Raw genomic sequence first — 26,667 nt, 5'->3', positions numbered from 1 at the left:
AAGCTACATAAATCAAACATAAAGCATATGTAAGTCACTAACTTTTAAAATTAATGGGAGGGTTTTTACATGGCTAAAGATATTAAATTTAGTGAAGACGCACGCCGCTCAATGCTTCGTGGTGTTGATGCACTAGCGAACGCTGTAAAAGTAACACTTGGACCAAAAGGACGTAACGTTGTGCTTGAGAAGAAATTCGGTTCTCCTCTAATCACAAACGACGGTGTTACAATCGCAAAAGAAATCGAGCTTGAAGATGCATTCGAAAACATGGGTGCCAAGCTTGTAGCTGAAGTTGCGAGCAAAACGAACGACGTAGCAGGAGACGGAACGACAACTGCAACGGTTCTTGCTCAAGCGATGATCCGTGAAGGATTAAAGAACGTAACAAGCGGAGCAAACCCAATGGTACTTCGCAAAGGGATCGAAAAAGCAACGGCTGCTGCTGTTCAAGAACTAAAAGCGATCTCTAAACCAATCGAAGGCAAAGAGTCTATCGCACAAGTTGCGGCGATCTCTGCAGCTGACGAAGAAGTAGGGCAATTGATTGCTGAAGCGATGGAGCGCGTTGGAAACGACGGCGTTATCACCATCGAAGAATCAAAAGGATTCACAACAGAGCTTGAAGTGGTTGAAGGTATGCAGTTCGACCGCGGATACGCATCTCCATACATGGTAACTAACTCTGACAAGATGGAAGCAGAGCTTGAGAACCCGTACATCCTTATCACAGATAAGAAGATTACGAACATCCAAGAAATTCTTCCAGTTCTTGAGCAAGTGGTTCAACAAGGGAAATCTCTATTGTTGATCGCTGAAGACGTTGAAGGTGAAGCACTTGCTACTCTAGTAGTTAACAAGCTTCGCGGAACATTCAATGCAGTAGCTGTAAAAGCTCCTGGATTCGGTGACCGCCGTAAAGCAATGCTAGAAGACATCGCAGTACTAACTGGCGGTGAAGTAATTACTGAAGAGCTAGGTCTTGACCTTAAGACTGCAAACATCACGCAGCTTGGTACAGCTTCTAAAGTTGTCGTTACAAAAGAAAACACAACAATCGTAGAAGGTGCTGGAGATTCTGCTAAGATTGCAGCTCGTGTTAACCAAATCAAAGCACAACTCGAAGAAACAACTTCTGAGTTTGATAAAGAAAAATTACAAGAGCGCCTAGCGAAATTAGCGGGTGGAGTAGCGGTAATCAAAGTTGGTGCAGCTACAGAAACTGAGCTAAAAGAGCGCAAACTTCGTATCGAAGACGCACTTAACTCAACGCGTGCAGCAGTTGAAGAGGGTATCGTATCCGGTGGTGGTACAGCTCTAGTTAACGTGCTAAAAGCGATCGCTCAAGTAGAAGCGACTGGCGATGAGTTAACAGGTGTGAAACTAGTACTTCGTGCACTAGAAGAGCCAGTTCGTCAAATCGCACACAACGCAGGTCTTGAAGGATCTGTAGTGGTTGAGCGTCTGAAGAACGAAGAAATCGGAATCGGCTTCAACGCGGCAACTGGCGAGTGGGTAAACATGTTCGAATCCGGAATCGTTGACCCAACTAAAGTTACACGTTCAGCTCTACAAAACGCAGCATCCGTATCTGCAATGTTCTTAACAACAGAAGCGGTAATCGCGGATAAGCCAGAAGAAAACGCTGGCGGCGGAATGCCTGACATGTCCGGCATGGGCATGGGTGGAATGGGCGGCATGATGTAACGAATTTCTTTTGAGAAACGAGTTATATTATAACAACTTATGTTTTTCTAATAAAAGGACTACTCCTAATTATAGTGAGTAGTCTTTTTATACTTCTACACATAGGCTCGAAGAATAAGTATAGTAACTGTGTGATACAAACCATTAATTTACTAATTAAAATTATATGAGAGGCAAATCACTTATTGCTCGCTAATAACTTATAATGTTATGTTTATTTATAATTACTAGAAAATAATGGGGGTTAAAATGAGTACTAAAATGAGTGCTAAATTAAGTTGGGATAATTTATTAAATAAAAAGAGACAAAGAGAATCAATATCAGATACCATGACCCATAGAAATGAATTTGATAAAGATTACGATCGCATTATTTATTCTTCCTCTTTAAGGAGGCTACAAGATAAAGCACAAGTATTTCCGCTTCAAGAAAACGACTTTACAAGAACAAGATTAACACACTCAATGGAGGTAGCTTCTTTAGGGAGATCTATGGCATGGAATATTGGCACATGGTTATTAGAAGAAAAAAAGTTTAAACACTTCTGGGAAGTCAAAGAGTTAGCTTCTTTAGTAGAGGTTTCTTGTTTAGTTCATGACTTAGGCAATCCACCTTTTGGTCACTATGGTGAAGACATTATTAGAAATTGGTTTGTTAAATGGTTTAAGAGCAGTGCTTTTAATGAAATAGAAGATTCATATATATCTAAAGGTTTTAGTCCATTAAATACTCAACAAAAAAATGATTTTAGATATTTTGAAGGAAATGCTCAAGCCATTAGAATACTGACCAAACTTCAGTTTTTAAATGATCAACATGGAGCTAATTTTACATATGGTACTCTAGCTACCTTAATGAAATATCCATGGGCATCTGATCATGAGAAAGCTATTAAAAAAGAAAAATTTGGTTATTTCTATTCAGAGAAGCAGTTATATGAAGATTTACATAAAGAAGTTGGGATCGGTGAAAGAAGACATCCTGCAACGTACCTACTTGAAGCAGCTGATGATATTGCTTATTTAACTGCAGATGTTGAAGATGGAGTAAAAAAGGGTATTGTTAAGTGGGAAGAAGAGTATGAGAAAATTTCAAATTATCTTGAGGAACATTATGTTAGTGACTATGCAAGGTTAAAAAAATATAGAGATCAAGCAAACGAAAATAAAGTGCCTAACAAAAACCTTGTAAATGTGCAAAACTTCAAGGTAGCAGCACAAGGAATAATGATAAAAGCAGTTATTGAGGTTTTTAAAAGTCGATACGATGATATAATGTCCGGTACATTTGAGGGTGGATTGTTAGAGGCGTCTACTGCAAGAGATTTAGAGAAGATATTAAAAGGAATATCTAGGGAATATTGTTATAGTGATAATGAAGTTATTACATTAGAGTTAGTTGGAGATCGAGTAATTAGTGATCTTTTAGATTTATTTGTAGATGCTGTTGTTAATATAGATACAAAGCCGAAAACAAGATTAAAGAAAGAAAAACTTTTCCACCTAATCTCAGAGAATTTTAGACATATTCAATCTCTTGACAGCGATGGACTTCCTAATATAAAATTTGAAGAATTATCATTATATAACCGATTAATTTTAATTACTGATTTTATATCAGGTATGACCGACTCTTATGCTGTAAGTTTGCATCAAAAGCTACTAGGTGTCAAACTACCTTAATAAATTTTAATGATTAGGAATGGGTGAATTATTATGGATTCAAACACAACAATAAAATCAGAAATATTTAATTTGTTGCGGGATTATCCACTTTCCATAAGTTTCATTAAAAATCTTTCTGAGATTGGTGAATTGTTATTTTTCGGTGGGTCTATTAGAGATTATTACCTTTATAATGAGTACAGAAATATGCCAAGAGATTTTGATATTGCAGTAAAACTTAATCAAAATAATGAATCATTATTTGAATCAATTATAGAAAATCAATTGTATAGTAAAAATCGTTTTGGTGGCTATAAGGTCAAGATCGAAAATATTGAATTTGATATATGGAAACTTGAAAACACATGGGCCTTTAAAGAAAAAAAATTAATAGCTGGAGAAAGAAATCTTGCTAAATCTGTCTTCCTGAGTGTAGATGGTATAGTGTATAACTTTAATCATGATACTTTATATGCTGATGAATTAAGATGGTCGATGGAAAATAAATTGATTAATATAGTCCTAAAAGATAATCCACAAAAAGAGTTAAATTTGTTAAGAGCATTGTTGTTTAAAAAGAAGTATAATTATGAATTTTCTTCAGACTTAAAAGAAGAATATAAAAAATCAATTAGTCTATATAAAAATTTTCATGAAAAACTGCACAAACTTCAAATTTCTCATTATAAGAATGAATATTTAACTCGGAAAGATGTTCGTGAAGAACTGGAGAGTATTTATTCTTAATATTTATAAAATAAAGAAATTCTAAGTTTATTACTAATAACTCAAAAAGCATCCCACAAATAATTTTGTGGGATGCTTTTTTAATATTTACTTCTCAATCTTCTCCCCAAAAGCCTCCGGAATCATCGTAAAGCCTTCAATCACCGTATCTTCCTCAACTTCAATCATGAGGTACCGTTTACCGCTAAGCTGCACTTGTTTTACGTATCTTAGATCTTGGGGACTAATCGAGATTTTAGCTACCTTCGTGTCAATTTTAATAGACTTCGAGTTGTATTTCGGTACAACACTGCTTGCTTTTATTTCATACTTATCATCATCAATGACTTTTTGGAAAGCTGACTCAACCTTTTCCACATTGATATCTTCAACACCGCTCGCTTTCAATACGCGTTCAACGTCCTTGGAGTCTAATCGTGGATGTTCTTCCTCTTCGTTCTCTTCAATCATCCGGTTGATTTCTTCATACACATTGGATAGGGTAGACGTGTTTAATTGATCTTGTGTGACGTCTTTAATGATTTCTTCAAACACGATCTTATCGTCTTTTGCTGTCATGATTTCCTCGCCATTTAAAACGTCCACGATGAACTCATAATCAGGCTCATGAACTTTACCTGCTGAATACAAGATATGGTTCACGTCTGCTGCATTATCACTGAAACAAGGGAAGAGGAATCCTCCGATCGGCGCGTTCAGGTTAATAACAGGATCGACCACGAAATTGTACTTGAACTCTTTTTCCACATAATCAAAGAGCAGTTCTTTCTTCGGTTCTTGTGTATTATTTATGCTGCACAAAATAAAGGGGAAGGAGTAGACAGCATCACGTTCACTAATCTCAGCCTCATCATTTTTGCGTTTCGTCGGCTTATAGTATTCTCCCTTAATAAAGGTAATCACGATATCCTTTTCGTACTGACGGTTTAGTAGCATTTTCCCTACCATTTGAAGCATGCGTTCTTTCCAGTCTTCTGTATCGCTGGCAAGTAACCCCTGGTGCAAAATAAGCTGGCTATTGTTTTCAGCATTTCTATTAAACTTTAATTCAAATAACTTTTCATCGAGATTTCCACCAAGCAATTTTTTAAAGTTATTGAAAAAGAGCTCTTGTTGTTCAGCATCTAGCATCTCGAAAGGCTGACTCACGTGATGGTAGATCTCGCTGGATTCTTTCGTAATATACACATTAAAGATGCTAGAAATCTTCAATAGGTCGTTCTCTTTCTTGAACTGTTTTCGTATTTGAGCGATATCTTTTTTGTTCATGCTTGTATACACTCCTAAGTTGTTGCGATTTTAAGTCGACACTCTCTATATGTCTAACAGGGAAGTATTCTTTATTTTAACATTCAGAAGTAGTGAAGTGTGAAGGTGAAGTTTTTGTTGGTTCATGGATTGATTGCCTTAAAAGTTTAACAGCTTTTTTAATTTAACAACATCAACTCGTTGCAGGGTATAACCTGTACTCGTTTCGTCGGCATACATAATCATGCCACTATCACTTTCTTTTCGTAACCAAAGTAAATAGCTTTCCTTTTTACCGTTTGAATCAACAAAAGTCATCTCTAAATTATTTTTTGACACATTTAAAATTCCAGGTATTCTTTCAGCAGACTGTACTGCATCTCTAGCAATTCTAATGGCCTTGTCATTTTTAAAAGTCTTCTTCACTTCGCCTGTAATGATAAGCGTCTCTTTTGTATCCTGCTTTATGAGGTTTGGAGCTGTCTCTTTACTTTCCGAATATATGCTGCACCCAGCAAACAAGATACAACAGGTAATTAAAAACACGCTAAGTAATGACTTCTTCATTTCACACCCCTAAAATATCCCTTTTATAGTAAGTCGCTTCATATTCTTAAAAGGTTTCAGGGTACTTTGTAAACATAAAAAACCCCATATCGCATAGCGGTTAAGCCGATACGATACAGGGTCTCTATTACTAAAGAATTCTTTTCTTAATACGTGCTACAAGTGGAACCACGACAAGTCCAGCAAATCCAACTTGCAGAACGTTTCCTGGAATGGATCCAAACGGTACGATCCAGTTGCTGTAGAGCACCACTTCTGCAAAATAATAGCCTACCACTTTAATCAGCATAGCTACCACAACTGCCATTGAGTAGACGAGTACTCGTTTACCTGGGACTTTTTCCGCTATAACGCCCGCTACATAGCCCATTGCACCAACAATGATAAATGTGAACGGAGCCCAAATGGTATAACCAGATAGAAGATCGAATAAGCCCATGCCAAAGGCTCCCGCAATAGCACCTGTTCTTCTGCCGAAAACAAAAGCCGCTACGAATAGAGGAATGTTACCTAAGTGGATAAGTCCGCCGTTTCCTGCAATCGGAAGCTTAATGTTGATGAACATCGTTGCAACTAGAGTCAGTGCCACGAATAGTGCGCTAATAACTAAAGCTCTTGTTTTCGTACTTTGTGTATGTGTGTATGTTGTATTCACGCAATTACCTCTTTCATTTATATTGGATCTAGATACGCGTTGTATCTATTGAATGCGCTTTTCTTACTTATCCATTATATCTGTCCAAGGTACTTGAGAAAATAGTAAATTATGAAAATTTTTACCCAGTAACCATAAAAAGAGTCTTTTATTCGATTTAATTCGAACAAAAGACAATTACATTACTTTTTAAATCAACTTAAGAACTTGGTAAAACGGTTTTGATTCTTTCTTTGTTCTTGTTTTATTTCATCTAAGTCAGTCTTAATAATTTCTAGCTTCTGAAACAAAAGATGAAGATTTTCTGTAATCTTTTCAAGTTCTTTCGTGATTTCAACCGTCTCAGAATTTTCCTTATCTGATGAAACTTTTTGAGTGGGTTGTTGTTTCATCCTATCAGTTACTGAATGCATGAGCGTTTCATTTTTTAAAAGGGAAGTGGCTAGTTGCATCATTGAATTTAAATCCAGTGGATTATCGCTCTTAAATAAATTAGTAGCCAAATTAAGTTTAGGATCTTGCTTATCATTTTTATTTTCGGTCATTCTATCACCACCTTTATGCTCGAATCATGTACAGAAAAATCTAGAAGATTATTAAATAGCATGATAATCTTCTAGATTTCCATAATCGATATTTAAGTTAGATCAACAGCAGTTTTTTTAAACAGCACAAGCGTCAGATAAAGCGTCGCGAGCTACATCAATTTGAGTCGCATCAATGCCAAACAATTGAGCGACAACAATTGCAAGTGTTAACAAAATATAAAGCAAAAGTACGCCCACCTGACAAAGGAGACCTTCCAGAAAACCTGTTGGAGGAGTAATCGGCATGTTAATTCACCCCTTTCTATAGCAGTTTTATAAGGGGCCCCTTATACTTACATTCTATGCAGTTGAAATGGACAAGCATAAACCCCTGTCACACAAAGCAAAAAAAACGGCTGTCCCATTTTGTTCTCGATTTTATTAAGAGTTTTTAATGTGTTTTTGGTAGTTTAGAACAAAAACCAACCTAGTTATTTCGAAAGTTATAATAAAGGATAAGTGTATAGTTTAAGTTCGTATCGCTACGTGATATGACATGAAATAAATGGTATTATATAAGTAGAATAGGAGGTCCGATATGCGACGTGATATACAACCGAATGAACGAGCTTTCTCCTCCAAGGAAGTTGCAGAAGAAGTAGGGATTGCAACACCGACAGTGCGTAAGTATGGCCAAATTCTAGAACGTAATGGATACGAGTTTTTAAAGGATGGAGATCGCCGTATCTTTGTTCAATCTGACATCGAATCACTCATAGCGCTACGCGATACAGACAAACCATTAGACGATACAGCTAAAGATCTCGTAGTTCAACAAAAAGACAGACTGAAAGAAACGAACCAAACGGACGTAGCGCTACCCGATACATATGAGAATCTTCCACAAGATCCGAACCAATTAAGAGAAGTCTTAATGTTGTTAGCTAATGAATTAGCAGCGACGCGCGAGATGAATGCCCAGCTGACAAACGATATGTCAGAACTTAAAGTAACCGTTTCAAGACTTCAGCAAGACCATCATGCGATCAGTGCCAATGTTGGAAACGCCGCTCAGAAAACGAACGCTAAGATTGAGAAGCTGACCAATCAACAGAAAGAACAATACGAAGCATTGCTAGAACAGGAAAAAGAGAAAAGTGAACTTCTGCAGCAGGAAATTCAAAAGTTAAGAGAAGAACAGATCAAAGAATGGCGTCTACAGAACGATTTTAATAGACGATTAGAAATCGTGGTACAAAGCCGACCGAAGAGCAAATGGGAAGCCATTCTTTCTTTATTTAGAAAGTAAGTTCGTATGTATCGGGGGGCGATACGGTTAACCGTTACCAAGCTCTATTTGTATAGATATATTGTGACCCGATATGGATTTTATAACGATACATGATACAATCCTCAAAAACTAATCGTCATATTTCTACAATTTCCCGAGAAATATCTACAAAAACAGCATACATATTAGGCCTTGGAAATTAGAGTTTAAGAACTTATGACAAAACCAGAAAGAGCAATCACGGTGCACTGTATAGGGTGCATCTTTTTTATTTACTTACTAATATCGAAACTTCTCTTTTTTTGTAAAAAAACAAGGAATATCGTCTGTCTGATGAGAATATTTAAAGGAAAGAAAAAATTAAATAATGTAGAGACAGAAATGTTAGAGGGGAGTCTATCATGAACGCTAGAAATGAAAAGACATTTGAATATCATCCTCATCTTAGAGAGGTTATCGCGAACGTAGAAAAAGTTATGGTAGGTAAGAAAAAGGTTACAGAGTTAACGCTTGTTTCGTTATTAGCAGGGGGACATGTTTTACTTGAAGACGTACCAGGAGTAGGGAAGACGATGATGGTGCGATCCATCGCAAAATCTCTGGGCCTGACCTTTAACCGCATCCAGTTCACACCAGATCTATTGCCGTCTGATATGACGGGGGTATCCATATATAACCAAAAAGATATGAGTTTTGAATTCAGACCAGGTCCTCTCGTTGGAAACATTATTCTAGCTGATGAGATCAACCGTACATCACCTAAGACACAATCTGCTCTTCTTGAATCGATGGAAGAAATGAGCATGACGGTTGATGGGCAGACTCACATATTGCCCGATCCATTCTTAGTTATGGCCACCCAAAACCCAATCGAGTACGAAGGAACTTATCCACTTCCAGAAGCACAGCTTGATCGTTTCTTAATGAAGCTGACGATGGGGTATCCGACTCCTGAGGAAGAGTTTAATGTACTGAACGTAATCGGAAACGAACACCCAATCCACCTACTTAAACCAGCCATCTCACCTGAAGAGATCTCAGAACTGAAAACGGCCGTGAAGAACATCTATGTATCGGATTCGATCAAGCGATATATCGTCGATCTGATCAACCGTACACGTAACCATAAATCCATTGCGCTCGGCGTTAGTCCGCGTGGATCGCTCGCGTTATTAAAAGCAGCACAGGCTTTTGCAATGCTCATGAACCGTGATTTTGTTATCCCTGATGATGTGAAATACTTAGCACCGTATGTTCTTGTCCATCGTGTGCTATTAAAACCTGAAGCTCGTTTTGAAGGGGTCTCAGCTGAAGAAGTGATCAATGAGCTTTTGGCCCGCGTGCCTGCACCTATTCATAAGGAACAGCATGCGTAATGAAAGCATTTCTCCATAAATTTCGGGAGCGGTATAAAACACCGATCGGGTTTTCAGGGATCATCTTCTTACTACTTGTTACGTTCTCTTTTGCCATGTTTCAAGGAGGATTCGTAAGCTGGTTTTTGTTTTACAGCGTACTTCCGCTCGTTCTTTATTCCATTACGATGGCTTTCTATCCGATTCAGCGGTTGAAGGTTGAGCGATTTATCTCTAAAAACAAACTGATGGCAGGCGAAGAAGTAGAAGTCACGATCGTCATCAAACGAAGAAGCAACTTTCCGCTTTTTTACGTTGTATTAGAGGACGTCCTGCCAGAGGTACTGCTTCGTGAAACGCGATATGAGGGCAATACGCATCAGATCCAGTCTCGTATTCTGTTGTTTCCGTTGTTCCGCAGGCATCTGGAATATTCGTATACCATTAATCCGGCACCGCGCGGATTGTTTAAATTCGATCAGATTCAAATCAGTACAGGGGACATCTTTGGCTTTGTCTTAAAGAGTACGAGTGTCTCCGTTCAAGATCAGATCTTTGTATATCCTCAATATCAAGATATTGAGCGGTGGGAAGCAGGAAAGATGCTTCAATCTGGTATGAAAAAAGTCGGGAAGCGTTCGTTTACCGACTATACATCGACCGTCAGTGTTCGTGATTATGTGGCTGGCGACCGAATGAACTGGCTGCACTGGAAAGCGAGTGCCAGGTCGAACAAGCTGCTGACAAAGGTGTTCGAACAACAGCGGAACGATGATTTTGTGATCGTGCTCGATCATTGTGAAAAGAGCTACGGCACGCATGATTGGTTGTTTGAACGCGGCGTTTCACTTGCGGCATCCATCGTTCACTATGCGATCTCAAAGGGTGGTTCTATCGGCTATCATCCGTTGTCAGGAAAAGAAATACCGATGAATATTGGGGTCGAACAAGAGTGGAGGATTTTTCACGAACTAGCAAAAGTAAAATCAGACGTGAAGCTTCCATTTGAAGAACGGTTGAAGCAGGAATACATGGCAGGTTATATGGAAGGAAAGACGGCGCTTATTATATCGCCGAACCTTTCTGAATACACGATGAAAACACTCGAGCTCATCGCATCGAGACAGCAAACGAACGTAATCTTCTTTTACTTAGCGCTTGATTCTAAACTTAAGAGTCAAGAACTCACGTATATCTCTCGAATCAGACAGTTCGGTGTACCTGTAACACCGATCATTGGTACTGACTTTAACGAAGCGCTGAAGGCAGGTGGCACGTATGCCTCAATCTAATCAGCAACAAGCGTCAACGCTACACGTCTTAGTTCTGTACGGCTTAGGCTTTCTTCTTTTATGGGAGTGGTTAAGACCGCTTAAAGAGCTTACGACGACGAACGATATCCAGATTTTTGTGATGTACACGCTCTTTTTGTTTATCGTCACTTATTTTCAGCTTCCGTTCTGGATCTCATTTCCGGTGAAGTTGGGAGCGATGTTATATGCGCTTCATTCGCTATACTTTTTTGATGTCTTTTTATCGTTTAAGTGGGTGCCATTCTTAATCGAAGACATTCAATATAATCTTGGATTGTTTTCAGACCAGAACTGGGATGAGATGACGTCGCTCTCTCGGAGTTTATTGTTTTTTATTTTACTCTGGCTCGTCAGTTATTTGATGCATTATTGGCTCGTCCAAACACGCAGAATCTTCCTGTTCTTCTTGATCACAGTCATCTATATTTCGATACTGGATACATTTACGGTGTATGATGGGAAGTTCGCTATCATCCGTACGGTTTTCATCGGACTGATCTTGGTCGGTATCTTACGTATGATGAAGATTATTGAAACACAAGGCTTCTCACTTTTAAAAGGAAAGTTCCCTGTTCTTTGGGTTGCACCACTATCTGGAGTTATCGCGTTGTCGTCAGCTCTAGGGTATGTGGCACCAAAAGCATCTCCTATGTGGCCAGATCCTGTTCCGTTCATCCAGAACATGTCAGGAAAAGACGGAGAAGAAGGACTAGGAAAAGGAGCTGGGATCGCAAAGATTGGTTATGGTGAAAACGACAGTCAACTTGGTGGGCCGTTTGAATTCGACTATACGCCAATCTTCACCGCTTATGATAATGGCAGGCATTATTGGCGGATAGAAACGAAGGAATTCTATACCGGTAAAGGGTGGGAGAATGTGATCCCGACTCAGGCGATCGCTTTAGAAGCAGATAATCCTTCCGCTGATACGAATTACACGCGTATCTGGGAAGAAGGATTAGAAATGAAAGACCATAAAGCACGTATTGAAGCGGAAAAAAGAAAAGAATATTCATTTTTAATGATTCCAGGTAAGCTGATCAACATTGAAACAGAATCGGATATCAACTATCAGTTAGATGGTGTAAACGGAAAAATTTCTTCCTTTAAAGGTGGAAAAGAAGAGAAGCTTTCAAAATACGAGATGGATTACCAGCTGCCTGTTATTAAAGAAGAGCAGTTAAAGGCTTCAACAAATCAATACCCAGAAGCTATAAGTGAAAATTACCTGCAGCTTCCAAGTACCTTACCAGAAAGGGTAAAAAATTTAGCTCGCAACGTAACAGCAAACCAACCAACGGTCTACGATAAAGTTAAAACGGTGGAAGGTTATTTTGCTAAAAACGCCTACGGCTACAACACGATTGAAGTTGCGGTTCCAAAGCGCGATGAAGATTACGTCGATCAATTTTTATTTGAAACGAAAAAAGGGTATTGCGATAACTTTTCCACGTCGATGGTCGTGATGTTACGTTCTGTTGGCATACCTGCTCGTTGGGTAAAAGGCTTCACTCCTGGAACCTTTGAAGCACTTGGTGATGATGGTCTTCGTGAATATACCGTTACAAACGCAAACGCCCACTCTTGGGTAGAAGTGTATTTTTCAGGAATCGGATGGGTTCCTTTCGAGCCGACGCGTGGATTTGATAATCCATTCGAGCCAGAGAGCGAAGAAACAGATTCCACACCAGCTGCACCGGTTCCAACTCAGCCGGACAAGCCTGAAAAAGACGTAACGAAGGACGATAAAGCTGCTTCTGGAGAAAAAACAGGTTCAAATTCAATTTTGAAATCAGTAGGAACATTAGCTGTTATCTTATTAATCAGCTTGGTTGTGATCGCGGGGCTCGCTTATCTGTCCCGGAGAAAATGGCTTCGTCAGTACACGATCTGGCGCTATAAACACAAAAAAGGCGCTGATAGCTTTGAAGAAGCATTCGAACGCTTGATGTGGCTGTTAAAGGTATATGGCATAAAAAGAAGACCTGCTTTTACTTTGAGAGAGTATGCTCTGTATGTTGACAGAGAGCTTGATTCAAAGGACATGAGGATCCTCGCTAAAGCTTATGAAGGCGTGCAATTCAGTCCGAAAAAGCAGTCAGATCTGTGGAATGATTTTCATAAAGAATTGTGGGAAAATTTAATTAAAAGAATCCGCCCTTGACCGCTATAACAGGCATTGTTAGAATGTCTTTAAGATTATAGTGTCAGATATTATTCTCCTTCGTATATCCTCGATAATAAGGTTCGAGAGTCTCTACCGGGTTGCCGAAAATGACCTGACTATGAAGGCAGGATTCTTTATAGCTACATTTTAAGGAATTCTGCCTTTGTTTTTGTATGTGGAAAACAAGGGTTGAATTCTTTTTGTTTTATAAAGAAAGTGTAAAGATAGACAAGCTGACGGATACTATAGCTGATAATAATAGATGGGGTGAAGTACATGAGCGTAACGAATGATTTGCACGTAATGAGTGAAATGATCGTTGTGTTAGATTTCGGTGGACAATATAATCAGTTGATTGCACGTCGTATCCGTGACTTAGGAGTATACAGTGAATTACATCCGCACACGACAACGGCGGAAGATATAAAGAAAATGAATCCAAAAGGAATCATCTTCTCTGGTGGACCTAACTCTGTTTATGCAGAAGGAGCACCTGCTTGTGATCCAGCCATTTTTGATCTGGATATCCCAGTGCTTGGTATCTGCTATGGTATGCAGTTGATGAGCTACCACTTCGGCGGTAAAGTAGAGCGCGCGAGCCACCGTGAGTACGGTAAAGCAGAGATCACAGTAACAAACATGAACAAGCTCTATGAAAAGCTTCCAGAACAACAAGTAGTTTGGATGAGCCATAGTGACTTAGTTGTTGCACCACCAGAAGGTTTTGTAACGGATGCAACAAGTCTTTCTTGCCCTGTAGCGGCGATGAGTGATGTATCTCGTAAACTTTACGGCGTACAATTCCACCCAGAAGTTCGTCATTCAGAGTACGGTATCGAGTTTCTTGATAACTTCGTAAAATCTGTTTGTGAATGTGAAGGCAACTGGACAATGGAAAACTGGATCGAAGACGAAATTCAAAAGATCCGTGACGTTGTTGGCGACAAAAAAGTCATCTGCGCGATGTCAGGTGGCGTTGACTCATCTGTTGTTGCCGTACTTGTTCATAAAGCGATCGGTGACCAATTAACATGTATCTTCGTTGATCACGGACTTCTTCGTAAAGATGAAGCAGATCAAGTTATGAAAACGTTCAGCGAAGGATTCAATATTAACATCATCAAAGTCGATGCGAAAGAACGTTTCTTGAGCAAGCTTGAAGGTGTTTCTGATCCTGAGAAGAAGCGTAAGATCATCGGTAACGAGTTCATCTACGTATTTGATGAAGAAGCATCAAACCTTCAAGGCATCGAATTCCTTGCACAAGGTACGCTTTACACAGATATTGTAGAGAGCGGTACAGCTACTGCACAAACCATCAAGTCTCACCATAACGTTGGCGGACTTCCTGAAGACATGCAGTTCAAATTGATCGAGCCTCTTAACACACTCTTTAAAGATGAAGTGCGTAAAGTAGGTACAGAGCTTGGCATTCCTGAACACATCGTTTGGCGCCAGCCGTTCCCAGGCCCTGGTCTAGGAATCCGTGTACTTGGTGCGATTACAGAAGAAAAATTAGAGATCGTTCGTGAGTCTGATTTCATTCTTCGCGAAGAGATCGCAAAAGCAGGCTTAGAGCGTGAAGTGTGGCAATATTTCACTGTCCTACCTGACATCCGTAGTGTTGGTGTTATGGGTGACGCTCGTACGTACGATTACACGATCGGTATCCGTGCCGTAACATCAATCGATGGAATGACTTCTGACTGGGCACGTATCCCTTGGGACGTTCTTGAAAAGATCTCTACTCGTATCGTAAACGAAGTCGATCACATCAACCGCGTGGTGTACGATATTACGTCTAAGCCACCAGCAACGATCGAGTGGGAATAGGTTTGAAAGCGAAAAACACGAACGATTATCGTAAAATAACATAAAATCATTCGTAAAAACGCTTGACGTACGACAAAGTTCGACCTATACTACAGAAGTAATTAAAAATTAAATGTATTTCCTACGTATAAATTCGGGGATATGGCCCGAAAGTTTCTACCAGACTGCCGTAAATGGTCTGACTACGAAGGATTTTTGAAACATGGCGCACATGCTCTCTTTGCATAGTCCTCGTTTCATTAACTCTTACGTATTCAGACCCAAGGGCTTGTCCCTTGGGTCTTTTTGTTTGAACATAGCTGTTTTTGGAAGTAGTTGATTTCCGCTCCAGGTGCTTCGCTTTCCGTGGGGCAGGCGGTGAGCCACTTGCCGCTTTGCGCCATTAAGTGTCTCACCTGACCGCTTGTCCCACAGGAGTCTCGCACCTTACGCTACAATCAACTAGTCAATGAAGAACAGGTCAAACACCTCGAGTCATGAGCGACTTTTAAAGAGAAGCTTTATACGTAGACAGGGTATAGGGGGATATATAGATGGAAAAGTATTTTGGTTTCAAGGAGTTCAACACTTCTTACAAAAAAGAAGCAACAGCGGGATTAACAACGTTCCTTGCGATGGCTTACATTTTATTCGTTAACCCATCCGTACTAGGCGATGCGGGCATGGATAAAGGTGCCGTGTTCACGGCAACTGCACTTGCAGCGGCCCTAGGAACACTTTTCATGGGGATCGTAGCGAAGTATCCGATCGCACTTGCTCCAGGTATGGGACTTAACGCTTTCTTCGCATATTCCGTAGTCTTAGTCATGGATATCCCGTGGCAAACAGCACTTGCTGGCGTATTGATGTCTGGAATTATCTTTATTTTTATTACATTATTTAAAATTCGTGAAACCATCATAAACGCAATCCCAGAAGATCTGAAATTTGCTGCAGCATCCGGTATCGGACTGTTCATCGCATTTATCGGATTGAAAAACGCAGGAATCGTCGCACCGAGCGAAGCAACACTTGTTTCCCTTGGCGATTTAACAAAAGGACCAACTTTACTTGCTATCTTTGGTTTTATCATTACGATTTTAATGATGATTCGAAACGTTCGTGGAGGCATCTTCTACGGAATGGTGATTACAGCTGTAGTTGGTATCTTTGCTGGATTGATCAATAAGCCAGATCAAATCGTAGGAGCGATTCCAAGCCTTGCACCAACATTCGGACAAGCGTTCTCTCACTTTGATCAAATTTTCACAGTAGATATGATGATCGTTGTTCTAACATTCTTTATCGTTGATTTCTTTGATACAGCAGGAACATTGATGGCAGTTGCATCACAAGCTGGAATCATGAAAGACAATAAGCTCCCTCGTGCAGGTAAAGCGTTGCTTGCCGATTCATCCGCGATCGCAGTTGGTGCGATCCTTGGAACATCTTCAACAACAGCTTACATCGAATCTGCTTCAGGTGTAGCAGCGGGTGGACGTACAGGATTCACATCTGTTGTTACGGGTGGATTGTTCTTACTAGCTCTTTTCTTCTCACCATTATTAGTTGTCGTAACACCATCTGTAACAGCACCAGCACTGATCATCGTCGGCGTGCTAATGGTATCGGTACTAAGCAAGATCAAGTGGGACCGTTTAGAAATCGCAGTACCAGCATTCTTAACCCTAATCGCAATGCCGCTCACATACAGCATCGCAACAGGTATCGCATTAGGATTCGTTATGTACCCACTAACAATGACAGTAAAAGGACGTTTCAAAGAAGTTCACCCGATCATGTGGGTTCTCTTCATCGTCTTTATCAGCTATTTCGTATTCTTAGTCGAATAGACAAAAACATACGTAGGAATGTCCGTTTTCGGGCATTCCTTTTTTGTATGATCAGGAAAACAAATAAAAAAGATAGCCGATAACTTTAAGGAAGAGAGATGCAAAAAATAAGTTTCTTCATTATAATAGTGTGCAGAATGTAGATTAAGGGAGAAGTGGGAAATGGAAGCAATGTGGAGCGTGTGGTTTTTTGTAGTAGGAGCCGTCTTAGCATCGTTCGGCGGAGTGATCGGCTACCGTCTGCCAAAGGGAATGAAGGTAATAGGTGTAGAACGTTCACAATGTGACCATTGCGAAAGGCAGCTAAAATGGTACGAGCTGTTTCCCATCGTTTCATTTGTAGCTGCGGGCGCAAAGTGTAAAACATGTAAGAAGCGGATTCCCCTTTTATATACGATGGTGGAGCTCGCAACAGGTGCTCTTTATAGTTTTTCATACATAAAATACGGGTTCTCTATCGAATTGTTGTTAGCCTGTTCACTCGTTTTATTATGCGCCATCATTACCGTTTCTGATTTGTTGTACTTCATCATCTCGGACAAAGTGCTGATCGTGTTTTTCGTGTGGTTCCTAGCGTTACAAGTAATCTTTGAACCTAGAGGCTGGGTAGACGCTGCCGTAGGAAGTCTGCTCGGGTTTTTATTTTTATTGTTGTTAGCCGTTCTCTCAAAAGGCGGAATCGGCGGTGGAGATATTAAGCTAATGGGGGTATTAGGACTCGTACTCGGGTTCCAAGGAGCTTATCTGACACTGATGGTCGCGTCAATCGTCGGGGTATTAGTCGCAATCGTAGGGTTAGTGACGAAAAAATATAACCGTAAGACCGCGATCCCGTTCGGACCTTATTTAGCGGTCGGCGCGTTAGTGACGTTTTATTATAGTGAAGAGTTGTTGGGGTTGATCTTTTGACCTCAACTTTTTTTATGTTGGAACTTTGATTTGGGTTGAGCGTATGTAGGATATGAAAATTAGAGTAGTTTGAAGGTTAATGAAGATTACGAATACATATAAAAGGGGATTCATTTAGGAGGTATCGTTGCAAGTGTGGTTAATTATTTTTACGAATATACTAGCGTTCATTTTAGCATTAATATTTGGAATAGGTTATTACAAGAAGAAAAAGAAAGAAAAAGTGAGTCAAATTCGAGCTGAACTCTGGGGAACTGCTGTCTTTATAGGAGTTATGATTTTTTTTAATGGGGTAATTCTGTACGTGAACTATTTAGAGGAGCAAAGAGTAAAAGCTGCATATACACAAATGGAAAAAAACAATGAAGAAAGAGGAAAGGAAGAAGAAGAGTCTTTTGCTAACCTGGAATTATCACTTAAAACTGATAAAAATAAGGGCCCAGATACTCATTATATTTATGTAGCTAATTTTAATAAAAAGGTATCATTTCATGGAAAGGTCTATATAAAAACCATCATCAATAATAAAATAGTTGACGGGGAATACACAACTAAAAAAATTACTTTAAAACCAGGGGAAAAGAAACAAATAGATCAATTTGATGGGACAAGTCTGTACGATTCATATTCCTGGGAGTGGAAAGGTGAACTTAATTAAATTGAAGTTTTAAAAAGGTGAGGACAAAAATGGATAATGACTATTTAAGTGGTGTGTTCTGGTTTAACATAGGAGCTTTTGCATTTGGACTTATTTTAGCCATTAGCTCATTCGTTCACTATAAAAAGTTAGGTAGAAGGAGAACAGGTGTTTATTGGGCGATTGGCTGTATTGCGACATGTTTACTAGCGATGAATGGAATTATGAAGGTTGCAGATATAATGGATGAACACACGAAGAATCAAGCATTTGAAACACTTGAAGAAAGATATGAAAATCGGGGAGATCAGGACAACGAATCTTATGACAACTTGGAGGTTGTTGTTATCACTGAGAAGGGTAGATGGTCTTCATCTTATAAAATCTATGTAGCAAATTTCAACAAGCAGTATACATATAATGGGAAAATTGAAATTACGGTTAAGAACAGGCAAAACAAAAAGGTTTTTAAACATGTTACTGAAACCGTTACTTTAAAGCCTGGAGAGAAAAAAAAGCTTAAAAATACGAATTATGATACCACGCACTATAGTTATTCGTGGAGATGGCTAGGGAAGTTAAAGAAATAGAGAAAAGAATTTTTAAAACACCAAACGTTGATTTAGGTGTTTTTTTATTTTAATTCTTTTTACCTAAGAGAATTTATCTACTTCTGATCGTTAAAAGCGCTTATTTAGTGATTTGCAGGTTTATATTTTTAATATTAGAGGAAAAAAACAAATGTAAAATTGGATATTTATGTATATATAACGTGAGGATATTCCTAGTATGGATTTTTCGGGGAGGTGTCGGAAAAAGTCGAACATTGCAAAAGGTAGTAAGAAGGTTGTGGATAAGTTCGATAAACCTTTATATAGCAAGGAATTAGAAGGTTGACGACCTTAGAAATTCTGTGATAGTTTTGGCATAGAAAAATTTTAAAAGATTTTACATAACTAATAGATTTTGTTTTAATTTGATTTTTGTAGAAAATGAGTATCAGGACAATAAATGATAAATGAGAAAGATCTTCGGAATTATCATCATAAATAGTGAGTTGCTCTAGATTTTCAGACGAAATTATGTACACTCTATTTAACAAAAAAAGTATGTATAAACAGGAGAGGTATGGTATTAAATGAGTTTTAGAAACTTGAAAACATTATTGTTTCTATTCCTTTTACTAACTCTATTCACAGGATGCACCAACTCAGAAGAAGCGAACAAACCTGCAGACTCAAAAAAGGAAGAGAAGCAAGAAACTAAAAAAGAAAGTAAGCCTGAAACGAAAGAATCTGATAGTAAATTAAAAAAGGAAATCCCGCCAGCTCCTACTTCTATTAATGAGGTTTTTGCGTATCCAAACGGAAAATTTGCTGGAGAAGAAGTATATGATACTACGAGTGGTGTGAAAGAAGAGCTTTTAAAAGATATGCCTAAACTGGACGAGGACGCGAATGAAGAAACGCTAGATTTGTATTTCAACAACCTTGTAGCCCTATATTGGAATGGCTTTACAGATCCAGCTACTCTTGTTGACAAGTGGAAGTTGTATTCGTTCGGTAGCCCGGAAATTGAAGACCCTAAATTTCAATTTAAAGAAAATTATAATGTTGAAATTATATTAGATGCAAGTGGTTCTATGGCTAAGAAGGTGAAAGGTAAAACCCAAATGGAATTAGCCAAAGAAGCTATTGATAACTTCGTACAATCTTTACCAGATAAAGCAAACGTGGGATTGCGAGTATATGGCCATAAAGGGAGTGGATCCGACTCGGATAAAAAACTGTCTTGCGAGAGCTCAGATCTAGTCTATCCTATAGCATCTTATAATGCGACTGAGTTCGATAAAGCGCTGAATCAATTTCAACCTAAAGGATGGACGCCTATCACATTAGCGCTAGAAGAGGCACAAAAAGATTTATCGAAATATCCGGCAGATAAGAATAACAATATTATATTTCTAGTGAGTGACGGTATTGAAACATGTGAGGGTGATCCTGTTACAGCAGCTAAGAAATTAGTAGATTCTAATATTTCTCCAATCGTTAACGTTATCGGCTTTAATGTTGATGGGGAAGGACAAAAACAATTAAAAGACGTAGCTGCCGCAGCTGGTGGAATCTATACAGATATTAACGATCAAACTCAATTAAAGGAAGAATTTAAGCGAGTTGAAGAAATAGCAAAACGTTGGGAACAGTGGAAGAAAGATTCTCTTAGAGAAGCGGATGCCATAAAAGTAGAGCGTTATTTTGAGGCTCTTGGTTTTACTAATGAATGGGAAAGTAAAAAAACGAAGCTATCTAATAATATTAGTGGCTCAATTACCTATCTTTCGAATGAAGATTATATAACGAGAGAGCAAAGAGAGATTTTAAAAGATAAAGAAGAGAAACTAAATGAGTTTATTGAGAAGTCAGGTTTAGAAGTAGAAAATTATTTAAATTCCATGAACGAAAAAACGTTTGAACAAATGAAGCAGGATATAAACGAGAAATACAAACTTAATTAGAGAATATTAGCTAGGGGGAATTTGATGTCAAAAAGTGAAAAGAAATGGCGTCGTTTCTATATGATGATGTACATCTTTATTTATGGTATATATGTTCCTTATAATCTTTTCATGTGGTTAGGTGGAAATGAAGGGTTTCCGTATGCGATGTTGGGTATAGCTTTAGGTCTGCCTATGATGAAGAAGAATCATATAAACAGCATTCGTGAAAAGGAACAAAATGTATAGTTGGACAAATATCGATCTTACTGGGAACTTTTTCAAATGAAGTGCGTAATATTTTTTTAAATATAATAATGTCGTGTGAGTGAGATGGAAACCCCATCTCTTTCTTTTTGAAAAATAATCAAAGGAGATTATTCAATGAAAAACAAAATAACCAGTTTTCTTCTGATGCTAATGGTTTTGGCGCTAACCGCCTGCACATCAGACCAAAAACTTTCTTCCAAACCTGTACAAGAAGCGAAAAAAGACAAGTATACAACGCTCGCTGAGGAAGCAAACAAAGAGGACAAATTAGAGAAACTAGAACTACTTCCATATGCAGAAAAAGTGGAGGCGACGTTATCTAGCCCTAAGTACAAGGAGTTTACTGCAAACTCAACGGTCCTCATTAAAGGTAAGGCTAAAAAGTATAACAGCTTCAAGTCAGATCATGTATGGATCAAGGTAAGGAGTGATGAAGACGGGCCGAACGGTCGAGAATTCAGCTATTACGCTCCTTTAAATGAAGGTAAGTTTGAGCAAAGGGTTCAGCTGTTTAATGGAAAGGGAAATTATTCTGTCAAAGTAAGTGTGCCGAGTGATACGGCTGAAGATTACTATTACGATATTGCCTCATTTGATGTAGAGAACGTAAACCCTGAGATCAAGAGAGATGTTGCTTATACGAAGAACGCGTTTCAATATGATTTAAAGTTAAAAAATTCCATAAATGGGTATATGGAAAGAGATGGGTCTTTTGAGCTAGAGGGTGAGGTTGCTGATTCTAATGTGGAGCAGCTTATGGTTGAGCTTAAAAAAGAAAGTGAATCTACCAAAATTATGGTCCCAGTTGAGAATGGGGAATTCACGCAAAAAATTCCTCTTTATTATGGTGCAGGTGTTCATGAGGTTCAGATCATGACGCCTAAAGAAGGATCGACAGACTATTTTACGGATGCAGCTCACTTATATGTGAAGAATTTATCAAGTAAATCCTCTGAACCTGTGAAATACTCCACTGCTTACGAAGAAAAAGGCTTTAAGCTTGAGACGCCTGAAGTAGGCGGGGAGAAAGCGGATCTGACATACAAGATCAAAGGAAGAATTGAGCCTAAAGGTGAGGATGCAAACAAGACGAATGTCGTTTTCGTTCAGACAGAGAAAGACGATTTAAAAGCAATGTACGCGATCCCAGTTAAGAACAATAAATTTGAGGGAGATTTTTTCCTCCGTTTTGGACCTGGGAAGTACGATGTGTCCATAATGGCCCCAGATTTTCAAAAAACGAACGGATATATGCAATACTTTGTTGGTGTAGCAAATTTCACGGTTGAGAATACCAATACGAGTGATCAACGATTTACCTTGCCATCTAGAGGGATTCAGTCGGATGCTCCTGAGATTAAGAAATTAGCAGCACAACTAACAAAAAATAAGAAAACTGATAAAGAAAAAGCGCTAGCGGTTTATGAGTATGTAGCGAAAAATGTGAGCTATGACGTAGACAAGCTAAACTATCGAACATTTGAGTTTGACGACAGTGCGGTAAAAACGTTGGACGAGAAAGAAGGCGTTTGTCAGGACTTTGCGTATTTAGCGATTGCTCTTTTACGTGCAAGTGGTATGGAAGCGCAAATGGTAACAGGGTTTGCTGGTCAAAATCATGCGTGGGTGGAGACCAAGGTGGACGGGCGCTGGTTAACGATGGACCCAACATGGGGATCAGGTTACCTGCAGGATAACAAGTTCGTTCCAAAGTTTACGATGGAATACTTTGATCCAAAGCCAGCGGAGTTTCAGAAAACACATACGAAAAAAGAAATTGAGTTTTAATTTTAAAGAATGAGGTGCGATATGTCCAAAAAAGAAAAGCGATGGAGACGAGTTTATTTCCTTCTATATCTATTAATCTACGGGCTTGTCGCACCGTTAAGTTTGATTCTCTTTTTCATAGGAGAAGAATCATTTCCGTTCTTTATTATTCCAGTGGTCCTGGCACTGCCGGCTATGAAGCATAACCATATCCAGAAGATAAGAGAAAAAGAAGAGATGAGAGCTTAAGGAATGATGATCAAGGAAAAGGAGAGAAAAATGAATCGTTTATCTAGTGTAAGGTTATCTCTAATTTTATTATTTGTTCTTCTATTAACCGCATGCTCAACAGAAAAAACAGCATCGGATACTGATGAAAAGAACAAAGAACCTAAAAAAGAAACGGTTGAAAAAGCGCCTACTGATCCTGGAGAGATGGTGAAACAGGGTGCAGGTAAGTATAACGAGAAGGTAAAAGATCTTGAAGGTGATGCTCTTGATAAAGAGATTAACAGAATCACAAAGAACTATCCTAAAGGTATGAAGGCTGAGGAAGCCTATAACCGAATTGTTGCTGGGTTCGCTGCCAATCATCAGCCGGGGTTTCAGGAGTTAGAGGACTTTGACATTACGTTTGAAGAAGTAGAGGCGTATGAGAAGTATCAAGAAGAAAGTGAAGACGGAAAGGAAAAGAAGCAAGGTCCTCTTAATGTTGCCATTCTTTTAGATGCAAGTGGAAGTATGGCAGGAAAAGTTTCAGGAACAGATAAAATGACGGCGGCAAAAGAAGCATTGAAGAAGTTTGCAGGTGAATTGCCTGAAGACGCAAACGTCATGCTGCGCGTCTATGGACATAAAGGAAGCAACGCTGATAAAGATAAGAAGGTATCTTGTGAAAGTACGGAAGTTATGTACCCTCTAGGCGCATATAATGAAGGAACTTTCCAACAATCTCTCGCTAAATTCAAGCCAACCGGTTGGACACCGCTTGCAGCTTCCATTGAAGCGGCAGAAAAGGACCTTCAAGGGAAAGAAGGAAATAACGTCATATATATTGTGAGTGATGGGATTGAGACATGTGATGGAAATCCTGTAGAAGCGGCGAAAAAGTTACATGAGTCGAACATCAAGGCAGAAGTAAACATCATCGGATTTGATGTAGATAATGAAGGTCAGAAACAGCTAAAAGCAGTAGCAGAAGCGGGTGGAGGCGAATTCCAATCGGTTTCCTCTCAAAAAGAATTGTTTGATGAAGTCGATTCCAACTGGTCGAAGGCGATGCACAATACACGAATTAATTGGGATTCTTCTATGGATATTACGGATATCAACTGGAGTAGTTCAAACAAGTTTATGGACCTCGGCAAAATTTACACAAACTCAGTTATTGATAGCATAAGGGATGAGCAGTCTCTATTCCAAGACGTAAAGATGAATCTAAGAGATCAGGAAAAGCTTACAGATGAAGCAATAAATAAGTTGGATGAACTGATTCGGGAAAGAAATGAAAAACTCATGGAATATGCAAAAGAAAAACACGAGACTAAGAAGGAAGCTCTAACAGCAGAAAGAGATCGTGCTGTAAAGGTGATCCAAGAATATGCGGAGGAAGCTAGAACACAATAGGATATGTTTAGGATAAGCCCGATATTTTTATCGGGCCTTTTATTATGTTTAACAACCACACAAATAGAGAAAAATGAAGAGAGAGAAAGGCGGGACTCATACATGAGCTATGAAGATTTAGCATTACATACAGACAAGTACCAGATTAATATGATGTACGCCCATTGGAAAAACGGAACGCACAACAACATTCGCGTATTTGAAGCGTTTTTTCGAAAGAATCCGTTTAAAAGCGGTTATGCCGTATTCGCGGGACTTGAGCGGATCATTCGTTATTTGGAGCATCTTCATTTTACAGAGGAAGATATCGACTATTTAAGAACACAAGAAGAACACTATGAGGAACCTTTCTTGGAGGAGTTAAAGAACTTTAATTTTTCGGGAGAGTTATTCTCTGTAAAAGAAGGAACGGTCGTTTTTCCGAATGAGCCGTTAATTCGTATTAAATGTCGTGTGTTTGAAGCACACTTGTTAGAGACAGCACTTCTTAATTTTATGAACTACCAAACCTTGATCGCAACGAAAGCAGCCCGCATTCGCTATGTCACTCCTGATGATCAGTTGATGGAGTTTGGAACGCGCCGCGCCCAAGAAGCCGATGCCGCAATATGGGGTGCGCGTGCCGCATACATTGCAGGCTTTGATGCAACATCAAACATGCGTGCCGGAAAACTATTTGGTATTCCTACAAAAGGAACTCATGCGCACGCGTGGGTTCAAGATCACGATTCAGAAGAAGAGGCGTTTAAACGATTTGTTGAAGCACTTCCCAATCAAAGCGTTCTACTTGTAGATACGTATAATACATTAAAAAGTGGAATTCCTAACGCGATAGAAGTTGGGTTAAAGATGAAAGCGGCGGGTAAATCACTTAAAGGCATTCGTTTGGATAGCGGTGATCTCGCTTACCTATCCATTCAAGCTCGTAAAATGTTAGACAAAGCGGGCCTTACAGATGTTGAAATCGTAGCGAGTAACGACTTGGACGACGATGTGATTTCGGATTTAAAAGCACAAGGTGCAAAAATCACTTCCTGGGGAGTTGGTACGCAACTCATTACGGCATCTGATCAACCAGCGCTCGGAGGCGTTTATAAGGTTGTCGCTAAATATGAGGACGGAGAATTTGTACCCACGATTAAAATTTCATCTAATGTAGAGAAAATCACAACACCTGGATATAAAAAGGTCTACCGCATTATTAATTCAAAAGGAAAAGCGGAAGCGGATTACATAGCGATGGATGATGAGGTGCTTCCTGAAAAAGATTTAAAACTTTTTGATCCGGTGCACACATACAAAAGCAAAGTGGTTTCTTCTTTTACTGCCGAAGAATTGCTACAGCCTGTCTATATAGAAGGAAAGCTTGTATATGACCTTCCGAATCTAGAAGAAATCCGGCGCTATCATCAAGAACAGCTTGGTTTATTTTGGCCTCAGCATTTACGAAGATTGAATCCACAAGAGTATTTTGTCGATCTATCTGTTCAAGTATGGCAGACGAAAAACGACCTTTTAGAGAAGTATTCTTTATAGCGAGCAAACCTCTTTTCGACATGAAAAGAGGTTTTTTAATAAAATCTTAAAAAAAGCGTTGACGGTCGGCCATATCGCTGATATAGTAATAAACGTTGTTGCTTTTCTTACATAACGTTCGACAAAAACAAACATAAACTTTTAAAAAAGTTGTTGCTTCGTAAGAAGATATGTGGTAAGATAGTTTTTGTCGCTGCTTTAAGAGAGTGACGCGGTAAAAGAAAAAAGTTCTTTGAAAACTGAACAAAAGAAATAGGTAAGGAATTAAGAATTAATTCCGTCAGTTTTAAAATCGAGCAAGACAAACACTTTTATGGAGAGTTTGATCCTGGCTCAGGATGAACGCTGGCGGCGTGCCTAATACATGCAAGTCGAGCGAATGATGAGGAGCTTGCTCCTCTGATTTAGCGGCGGACGGGTGAGTAACACGTGGGTAATCTGCCTGTAAGACGGGGATAACTCCGGGAAACCGGGGCTAATACCGGATAATAAGAGAAGAAGCATTTCTTCTTTTTGAAAGT

At 39.1% G+C, this 26,667-nt stretch carries 23 protein-coding genes, 1 rRNA gene and 2 riboswitches; of the genes, 19 read left to right on the top strand and 5 right to left on the bottom strand.

Annotated elements, in window-relative coordinates; genetic code table 11:
• Window positions 1-69 precede the first annotated feature (69 nt).
• The 3 genes from groL (at window position 70) to ACOZ9X_RS20905 (ending at window position 4,119) form a co-directional block, all read left to right on the top strand.
• A complete protein-coding gene (gene groL, locus ACOZ9X_RS20915) occupies window positions 70-1,707 on the top strand; it encodes a chaperonin GroEL (RefSeq protein WP_328084772.1) in 1,638 nt (545 codons plus the stop codon).
• Between the two features lie 249 nt (window positions 1,708-1,956).
• Window positions 1,957-3,390, top strand: a complete 1,434-nt coding sequence (locus tag ACOZ9X_RS20910; RefSeq protein ID WP_423419798.1) for a deoxyguanosinetriphosphate triphosphohydrolase — start codon at window positions 1,957-1,959, stop codon at window positions 3,388-3,390.
• Between the two features lie 33 nt (window positions 3,391-3,423).
• Window positions 3,424-4,119: a hypothetical protein gene (locus tag ACOZ9X_RS20905; RefSeq protein ID WP_423419797.1), complete on the top strand. Its 696-nt coding sequence runs from the start codon at window positions 3,424-3,426 to the stop codon at window positions 4,117-4,119.
• Between the two features lie 87 nt (window positions 4,120-4,206).
• Here ACOZ9X_RS20905 and ACOZ9X_RS20900 read toward each other — a convergent pair whose 3' ends face one another.
• From ACOZ9X_RS20900 to ACOZ9X_RS20880, 5 genes are all read right to left on the bottom strand, one after another.
• Complete coding sequence (locus ACOZ9X_RS20900) at window positions 4,207-5,388, bottom strand: DUF4317 domain-containing protein (protein ID WP_423419796.1); 1,182 nt, start codon at window positions 5,386-5,388, stop codon at window positions 4,207-4,209.
• Between the two features lie 138 nt (window positions 5,389-5,526).
• Entirely contained in the window at window positions 5,527-5,934 is a 408-nt protein-coding gene (locus ACOZ9X_RS20895; protein WP_423419795.1) for a hypothetical protein, read from the bottom strand.
• A gap of 130 nt (window positions 5,935-6,064) precedes the next feature.
• Window positions 6,065-6,589, bottom strand: coding sequence for an ECF transporter S component (locus tag ACOZ9X_RS20890; RefSeq protein WP_423419794.1), 525 nt, complete (start codon window positions 6,587-6,589; stop codon window positions 6,065-6,067).
• 194 nt (window positions 6,590-6,783) lie between these two features.
• On the bottom strand, window positions 6,784-7,134 hold the full coding sequence (locus ACOZ9X_RS20885; RefSeq protein WP_423419793.1) for a hypothetical protein: 351 nt from the start codon (window positions 7,132-7,134) through the stop codon (window positions 6,784-6,786).
• A 117-nt stretch (window positions 7,135-7,251) separates the two neighbouring features.
• Entirely contained in the window at window positions 7,252-7,422 is a 171-nt protein-coding gene (locus ACOZ9X_RS20880; RefSeq protein WP_423419792.1) for a hypothetical protein, read from the bottom strand.
• Window positions 7,423-7,714: 292 nt separating this feature from the next.
• Here ACOZ9X_RS20880 and ACOZ9X_RS20875 point away from each other — a divergent pair, with 292 nt between their 5' ends.
• The 16 genes from ACOZ9X_RS20875 to ACOZ9X_RS20800 form a co-directional block, all read left to right on the top strand.
• Complete coding sequence (locus tag ACOZ9X_RS20875; protein WP_423419791.1) at window positions 7,715-8,425, top strand: hypothetical protein; 711 nt, start codon at window positions 7,715-7,717, stop codon at window positions 8,423-8,425.
• Window positions 8,426-8,808: 383 nt separating this feature from the next.
• The gene (locus ACOZ9X_RS20870; RefSeq protein WP_423419790.1) at window positions 8,809-9,783 is read left to right on the top strand and encodes an AAA family ATPase; all 975 of its coding nucleotides are present in this window, start codon (window positions 8,809-8,811) and stop codon (window positions 9,781-9,783) included.
• Window positions 9,783-11,054, top strand: a complete 1,272-nt coding sequence (locus ACOZ9X_RS20865; RefSeq protein WP_423419789.1) for a DUF58 domain-containing protein — start codon at window positions 9,783-9,785, stop codon at window positions 11,052-11,054. The genes ACOZ9X_RS20870 and ACOZ9X_RS20865 overlap by 1 nt, the downstream gene beginning before the upstream one ends.
• Window positions 11,041-13,239, top strand: a complete 2,199-nt coding sequence (locus ACOZ9X_RS20860) for a transglutaminase domain-containing protein (RefSeq protein WP_423419788.1) — start codon at window positions 11,041-11,043, stop codon at window positions 13,237-13,239. Before ACOZ9X_RS20865 ends, ACOZ9X_RS20860 begins: the two co-directional genes overlap by 14 nt.
• A 40-nt stretch (window positions 13,240-13,279) precedes the next feature.
• Window positions 13,280-13,381, top strand: a riboswitch (purine riboswitch).
• A 137-nt stretch (window positions 13,382-13,518) separates the two neighbouring features.
• Window positions 13,519-15,075 carry a glutamine-hydrolyzing GMP synthase gene (gene guaA, locus ACOZ9X_RS20855; protein ID WP_171005669.1) on the top strand — a complete coding sequence of 519 codons (1,557 nt, stop codon included), beginning with the start codon at window positions 13,519-13,521 and terminating at the stop codon, window positions 15,073-15,075.
• 103 nt (window positions 15,076-15,178) lie between these two features.
• Window positions 15,179-15,280: riboswitch (purine riboswitch) on the top strand.
• A gap of 328 nt (window positions 15,281-15,608) precedes the next feature.
• Window positions 15,609-16,907: an NCS2 family permease gene (locus tag ACOZ9X_RS20850; RefSeq protein ID WP_423419787.1), complete on the top strand. Its 1,299-nt coding sequence runs from the start codon at window positions 15,609-15,611 to the stop codon at window positions 16,905-16,907.
• Window positions 16,908-17,069: 162 nt separating this feature from the next.
• Window positions 17,070-17,816, top strand: coding sequence for a prepilin peptidase (locus tag ACOZ9X_RS20845; protein WP_423419786.1), 747 nt, complete (start codon window positions 17,070-17,072; stop codon window positions 17,814-17,816).
• 127 nt (window positions 17,817-17,943) lie between these two features.
• Window positions 17,944-18,474, top strand: a complete 531-nt coding sequence (locus tag ACOZ9X_RS20840) for a hypothetical protein (RefSeq protein WP_423419785.1) — start codon at window positions 17,944-17,946, stop codon at window positions 18,472-18,474.
• A 29-nt stretch (window positions 18,475-18,503) separates the two neighbouring features.
• Complete coding sequence (locus ACOZ9X_RS20835) at window positions 18,504-19,043, top strand: hypothetical protein (protein WP_423419784.1); 540 nt, start codon at window positions 18,504-18,506, stop codon at window positions 19,041-19,043.
• Between the two features lie 548 nt (window positions 19,044-19,591).
• Window positions 19,592-20,968 carry a VWA domain-containing protein gene (locus ACOZ9X_RS20830; RefSeq protein WP_423419783.1) on the top strand — a complete coding sequence of 459 codons (1,377 nt, stop codon included), beginning with the start codon at window positions 19,592-19,594 and terminating at the stop codon, window positions 20,966-20,968.
• Window positions 20,969-20,992: 24 nt separating this feature from the next.
• Window positions 20,993-21,196, top strand: a complete 204-nt coding sequence (locus ACOZ9X_RS20825) for a hypothetical protein (RefSeq protein WP_066391206.1) — start codon at window positions 20,993-20,995, stop codon at window positions 21,194-21,196.
• Window positions 21,197-21,331: 135 nt separating this feature from the next.
• Complete coding sequence (locus ACOZ9X_RS20820; RefSeq protein ID WP_423419782.1) at window positions 21,332-23,005, top strand: transglutaminase-like domain-containing protein; 1,674 nt, start codon at window positions 21,332-21,334, stop codon at window positions 23,003-23,005.
• Between the two features lie 21 nt (window positions 23,006-23,026).
• Window positions 23,027-23,233 (top strand): hypothetical protein, encoded by a 207-nt coding sequence (locus tag ACOZ9X_RS20815; protein WP_066391209.1) that lies wholly within the window; start codon window positions 23,027-23,029, stop codon window positions 23,231-23,233.
• Between the two features lie 30 nt (window positions 23,234-23,263).
• Window positions 23,264-24,610 carry a vWA domain-containing protein gene (locus ACOZ9X_RS20810; RefSeq protein ID WP_423419781.1) on the top strand — a complete coding sequence of 449 codons (1,347 nt, stop codon included), beginning with the start codon at window positions 23,264-23,266 and terminating at the stop codon, window positions 24,608-24,610.
• Between the two features lie 102 nt (window positions 24,611-24,712).
• Entirely contained in the window at window positions 24,713-26,146 is a 1,434-nt protein-coding gene (locus ACOZ9X_RS20805; protein WP_423419780.1) for a nicotinate phosphoribosyltransferase, read from the top strand.
• Between the two features lie 310 nt (window positions 26,147-26,456).
• Window positions 26,457-26,667 (top strand): 16S ribosomal RNA (locus tag ACOZ9X_RS20800); the annotation flags it as partial.

This window comes from Fictibacillus nanhaiensis, from assembly GCF_049537595.1.
Classification (GTDB): domain Bacteria; phylum Bacillota; class Bacilli; order Bacillales; family Fictibacillaceae; genus Fictibacillus; species Fictibacillus nanhaiensis_F.
The sequence above is the reverse complement of the archived record's forward strand: the minus strand, read 5'-3'. Positions and strand labels throughout refer to the sequence as shown.

Bases quoted from the DNA above. Each gene is read 5' to 3' on its own strand.
- ACOZ9X_RS20825 (WP_066391206.1), top strand. From the start codon at position 20,993: ATGTCAAAAAGTGAAAAGAAATGGCGTCGTTTCTATATGATGATGTAC.
- ACOZ9X_RS20820 (WP_423419782.1), top strand. From the start codon at position 21,332: ATGAAAAACAAAATAACCAGTTTTCTTCTGATGCTAATGGTTTTGGCG.
- ACOZ9X_RS20875 (WP_423419791.1), top strand. From the start codon at position 7,715: ATGCGACGTGATATACAACCGAATGAACGAGCTTTCTCCTCCAAGGAA.
- guaA (WP_171005669.1), top strand. From the start codon at position 13,519: ATGAGCGTAACGAATGATTTGCACGTAATGAGTGAAATGATCGTTGTG.
- ACOZ9X_RS20880 (WP_423419792.1), bottom strand. From the start codon at position 7,422: ATGCCGATTACTCCTCCAACAGGTTTTCTGGAAGGTCTCCTTTGTCAG.
- ACOZ9X_RS20810 (WP_423419781.1), top strand. From the start codon at position 23,264: ATGAATCGTTTATCTAGTGTAAGGTTATCTCTAATTTTATTATTTGTT.
- ACOZ9X_RS20835 (WP_423419784.1), top strand. From the start codon at position 18,504: ATGGATAATGACTATTTAAGTGGTGTGTTCTGGTTTAACATAGGAGCT.
- ACOZ9X_RS20910 (WP_423419798.1), top strand. From the start codon at position 1,957: ATGAGTACTAAAATGAGTGCTAAATTAAGTTGGGATAATTTATTAAAT.
- ACOZ9X_RS20845 (WP_423419786.1), top strand. From the start codon at position 17,070: ATGGAAGCAATGTGGAGCGTGTGGTTTTTTGTAGTAGGAGCCGTCTTA.
- ACOZ9X_RS20865 (WP_423419789.1), top strand. From the start codon at position 9,783: ATGAAAGCATTTCTCCATAAATTTCGGGAGCGGTATAAAACACCGATC.
- ACOZ9X_RS20900 (WP_423419796.1), bottom strand. From the start codon at position 5,388: ATGAACAAAAAAGATATCGCTCAAATACGAAAACAGTTCAAGAAAGAG.
- ACOZ9X_RS20905 (WP_423419797.1), top strand. From the start codon at position 3,424: ATGGATTCAAACACAACAATAAAATCAGAAATATTTAATTTGTTGCGG.
- ACOZ9X_RS20850 (WP_423419787.1), top strand. From the start codon at position 15,609: ATGGAAAAGTATTTTGGTTTCAAGGAGTTCAACACTTCTTACAAAAAA.
- ACOZ9X_RS20885 (WP_423419793.1), bottom strand. From the start codon at position 7,134: ATGACCGAAAATAAAAATGATAAGCAAGATCCTAAACTTAATTTGGCT.
- ACOZ9X_RS20815 (WP_066391209.1), top strand. From the start codon at position 23,027: ATGTCCAAAAAAGAAAAGCGATGGAGACGAGTTTATTTCCTTCTATAT.
- groL (WP_328084772.1), top strand. From the start codon at position 70: ATGGCTAAAGATATTAAATTTAGTGAAGACGCACGCCGCTCAATGCTT.
- ACOZ9X_RS20870 (WP_423419790.1), top strand. From the start codon at position 8,809: ATGAACGCTAGAAATGAAAAGACATTTGAATATCATCCTCATCTTAGA.
- ACOZ9X_RS20830 (WP_423419783.1), top strand. From the start codon at position 19,592: ATGAGTTTTAGAAACTTGAAAACATTATTGTTTCTATTCCTTTTACTA.
- ACOZ9X_RS20895 (WP_423419795.1), bottom strand. From the start codon at position 5,934: ATGAAGAAGTCATTACTTAGCGTGTTTTTAATTACCTGTTGTATCTTG.
- ACOZ9X_RS20805 (WP_423419780.1), top strand. From the start codon at position 24,713: ATGAGCTATGAAGATTTAGCATTACATACAGACAAGTACCAGATTAAT.
- ACOZ9X_RS20860 (WP_423419788.1), top strand. From the start codon at position 11,041: ATGCCTCAATCTAATCAGCAACAAGCGTCAACGCTACACGTCTTAGTT.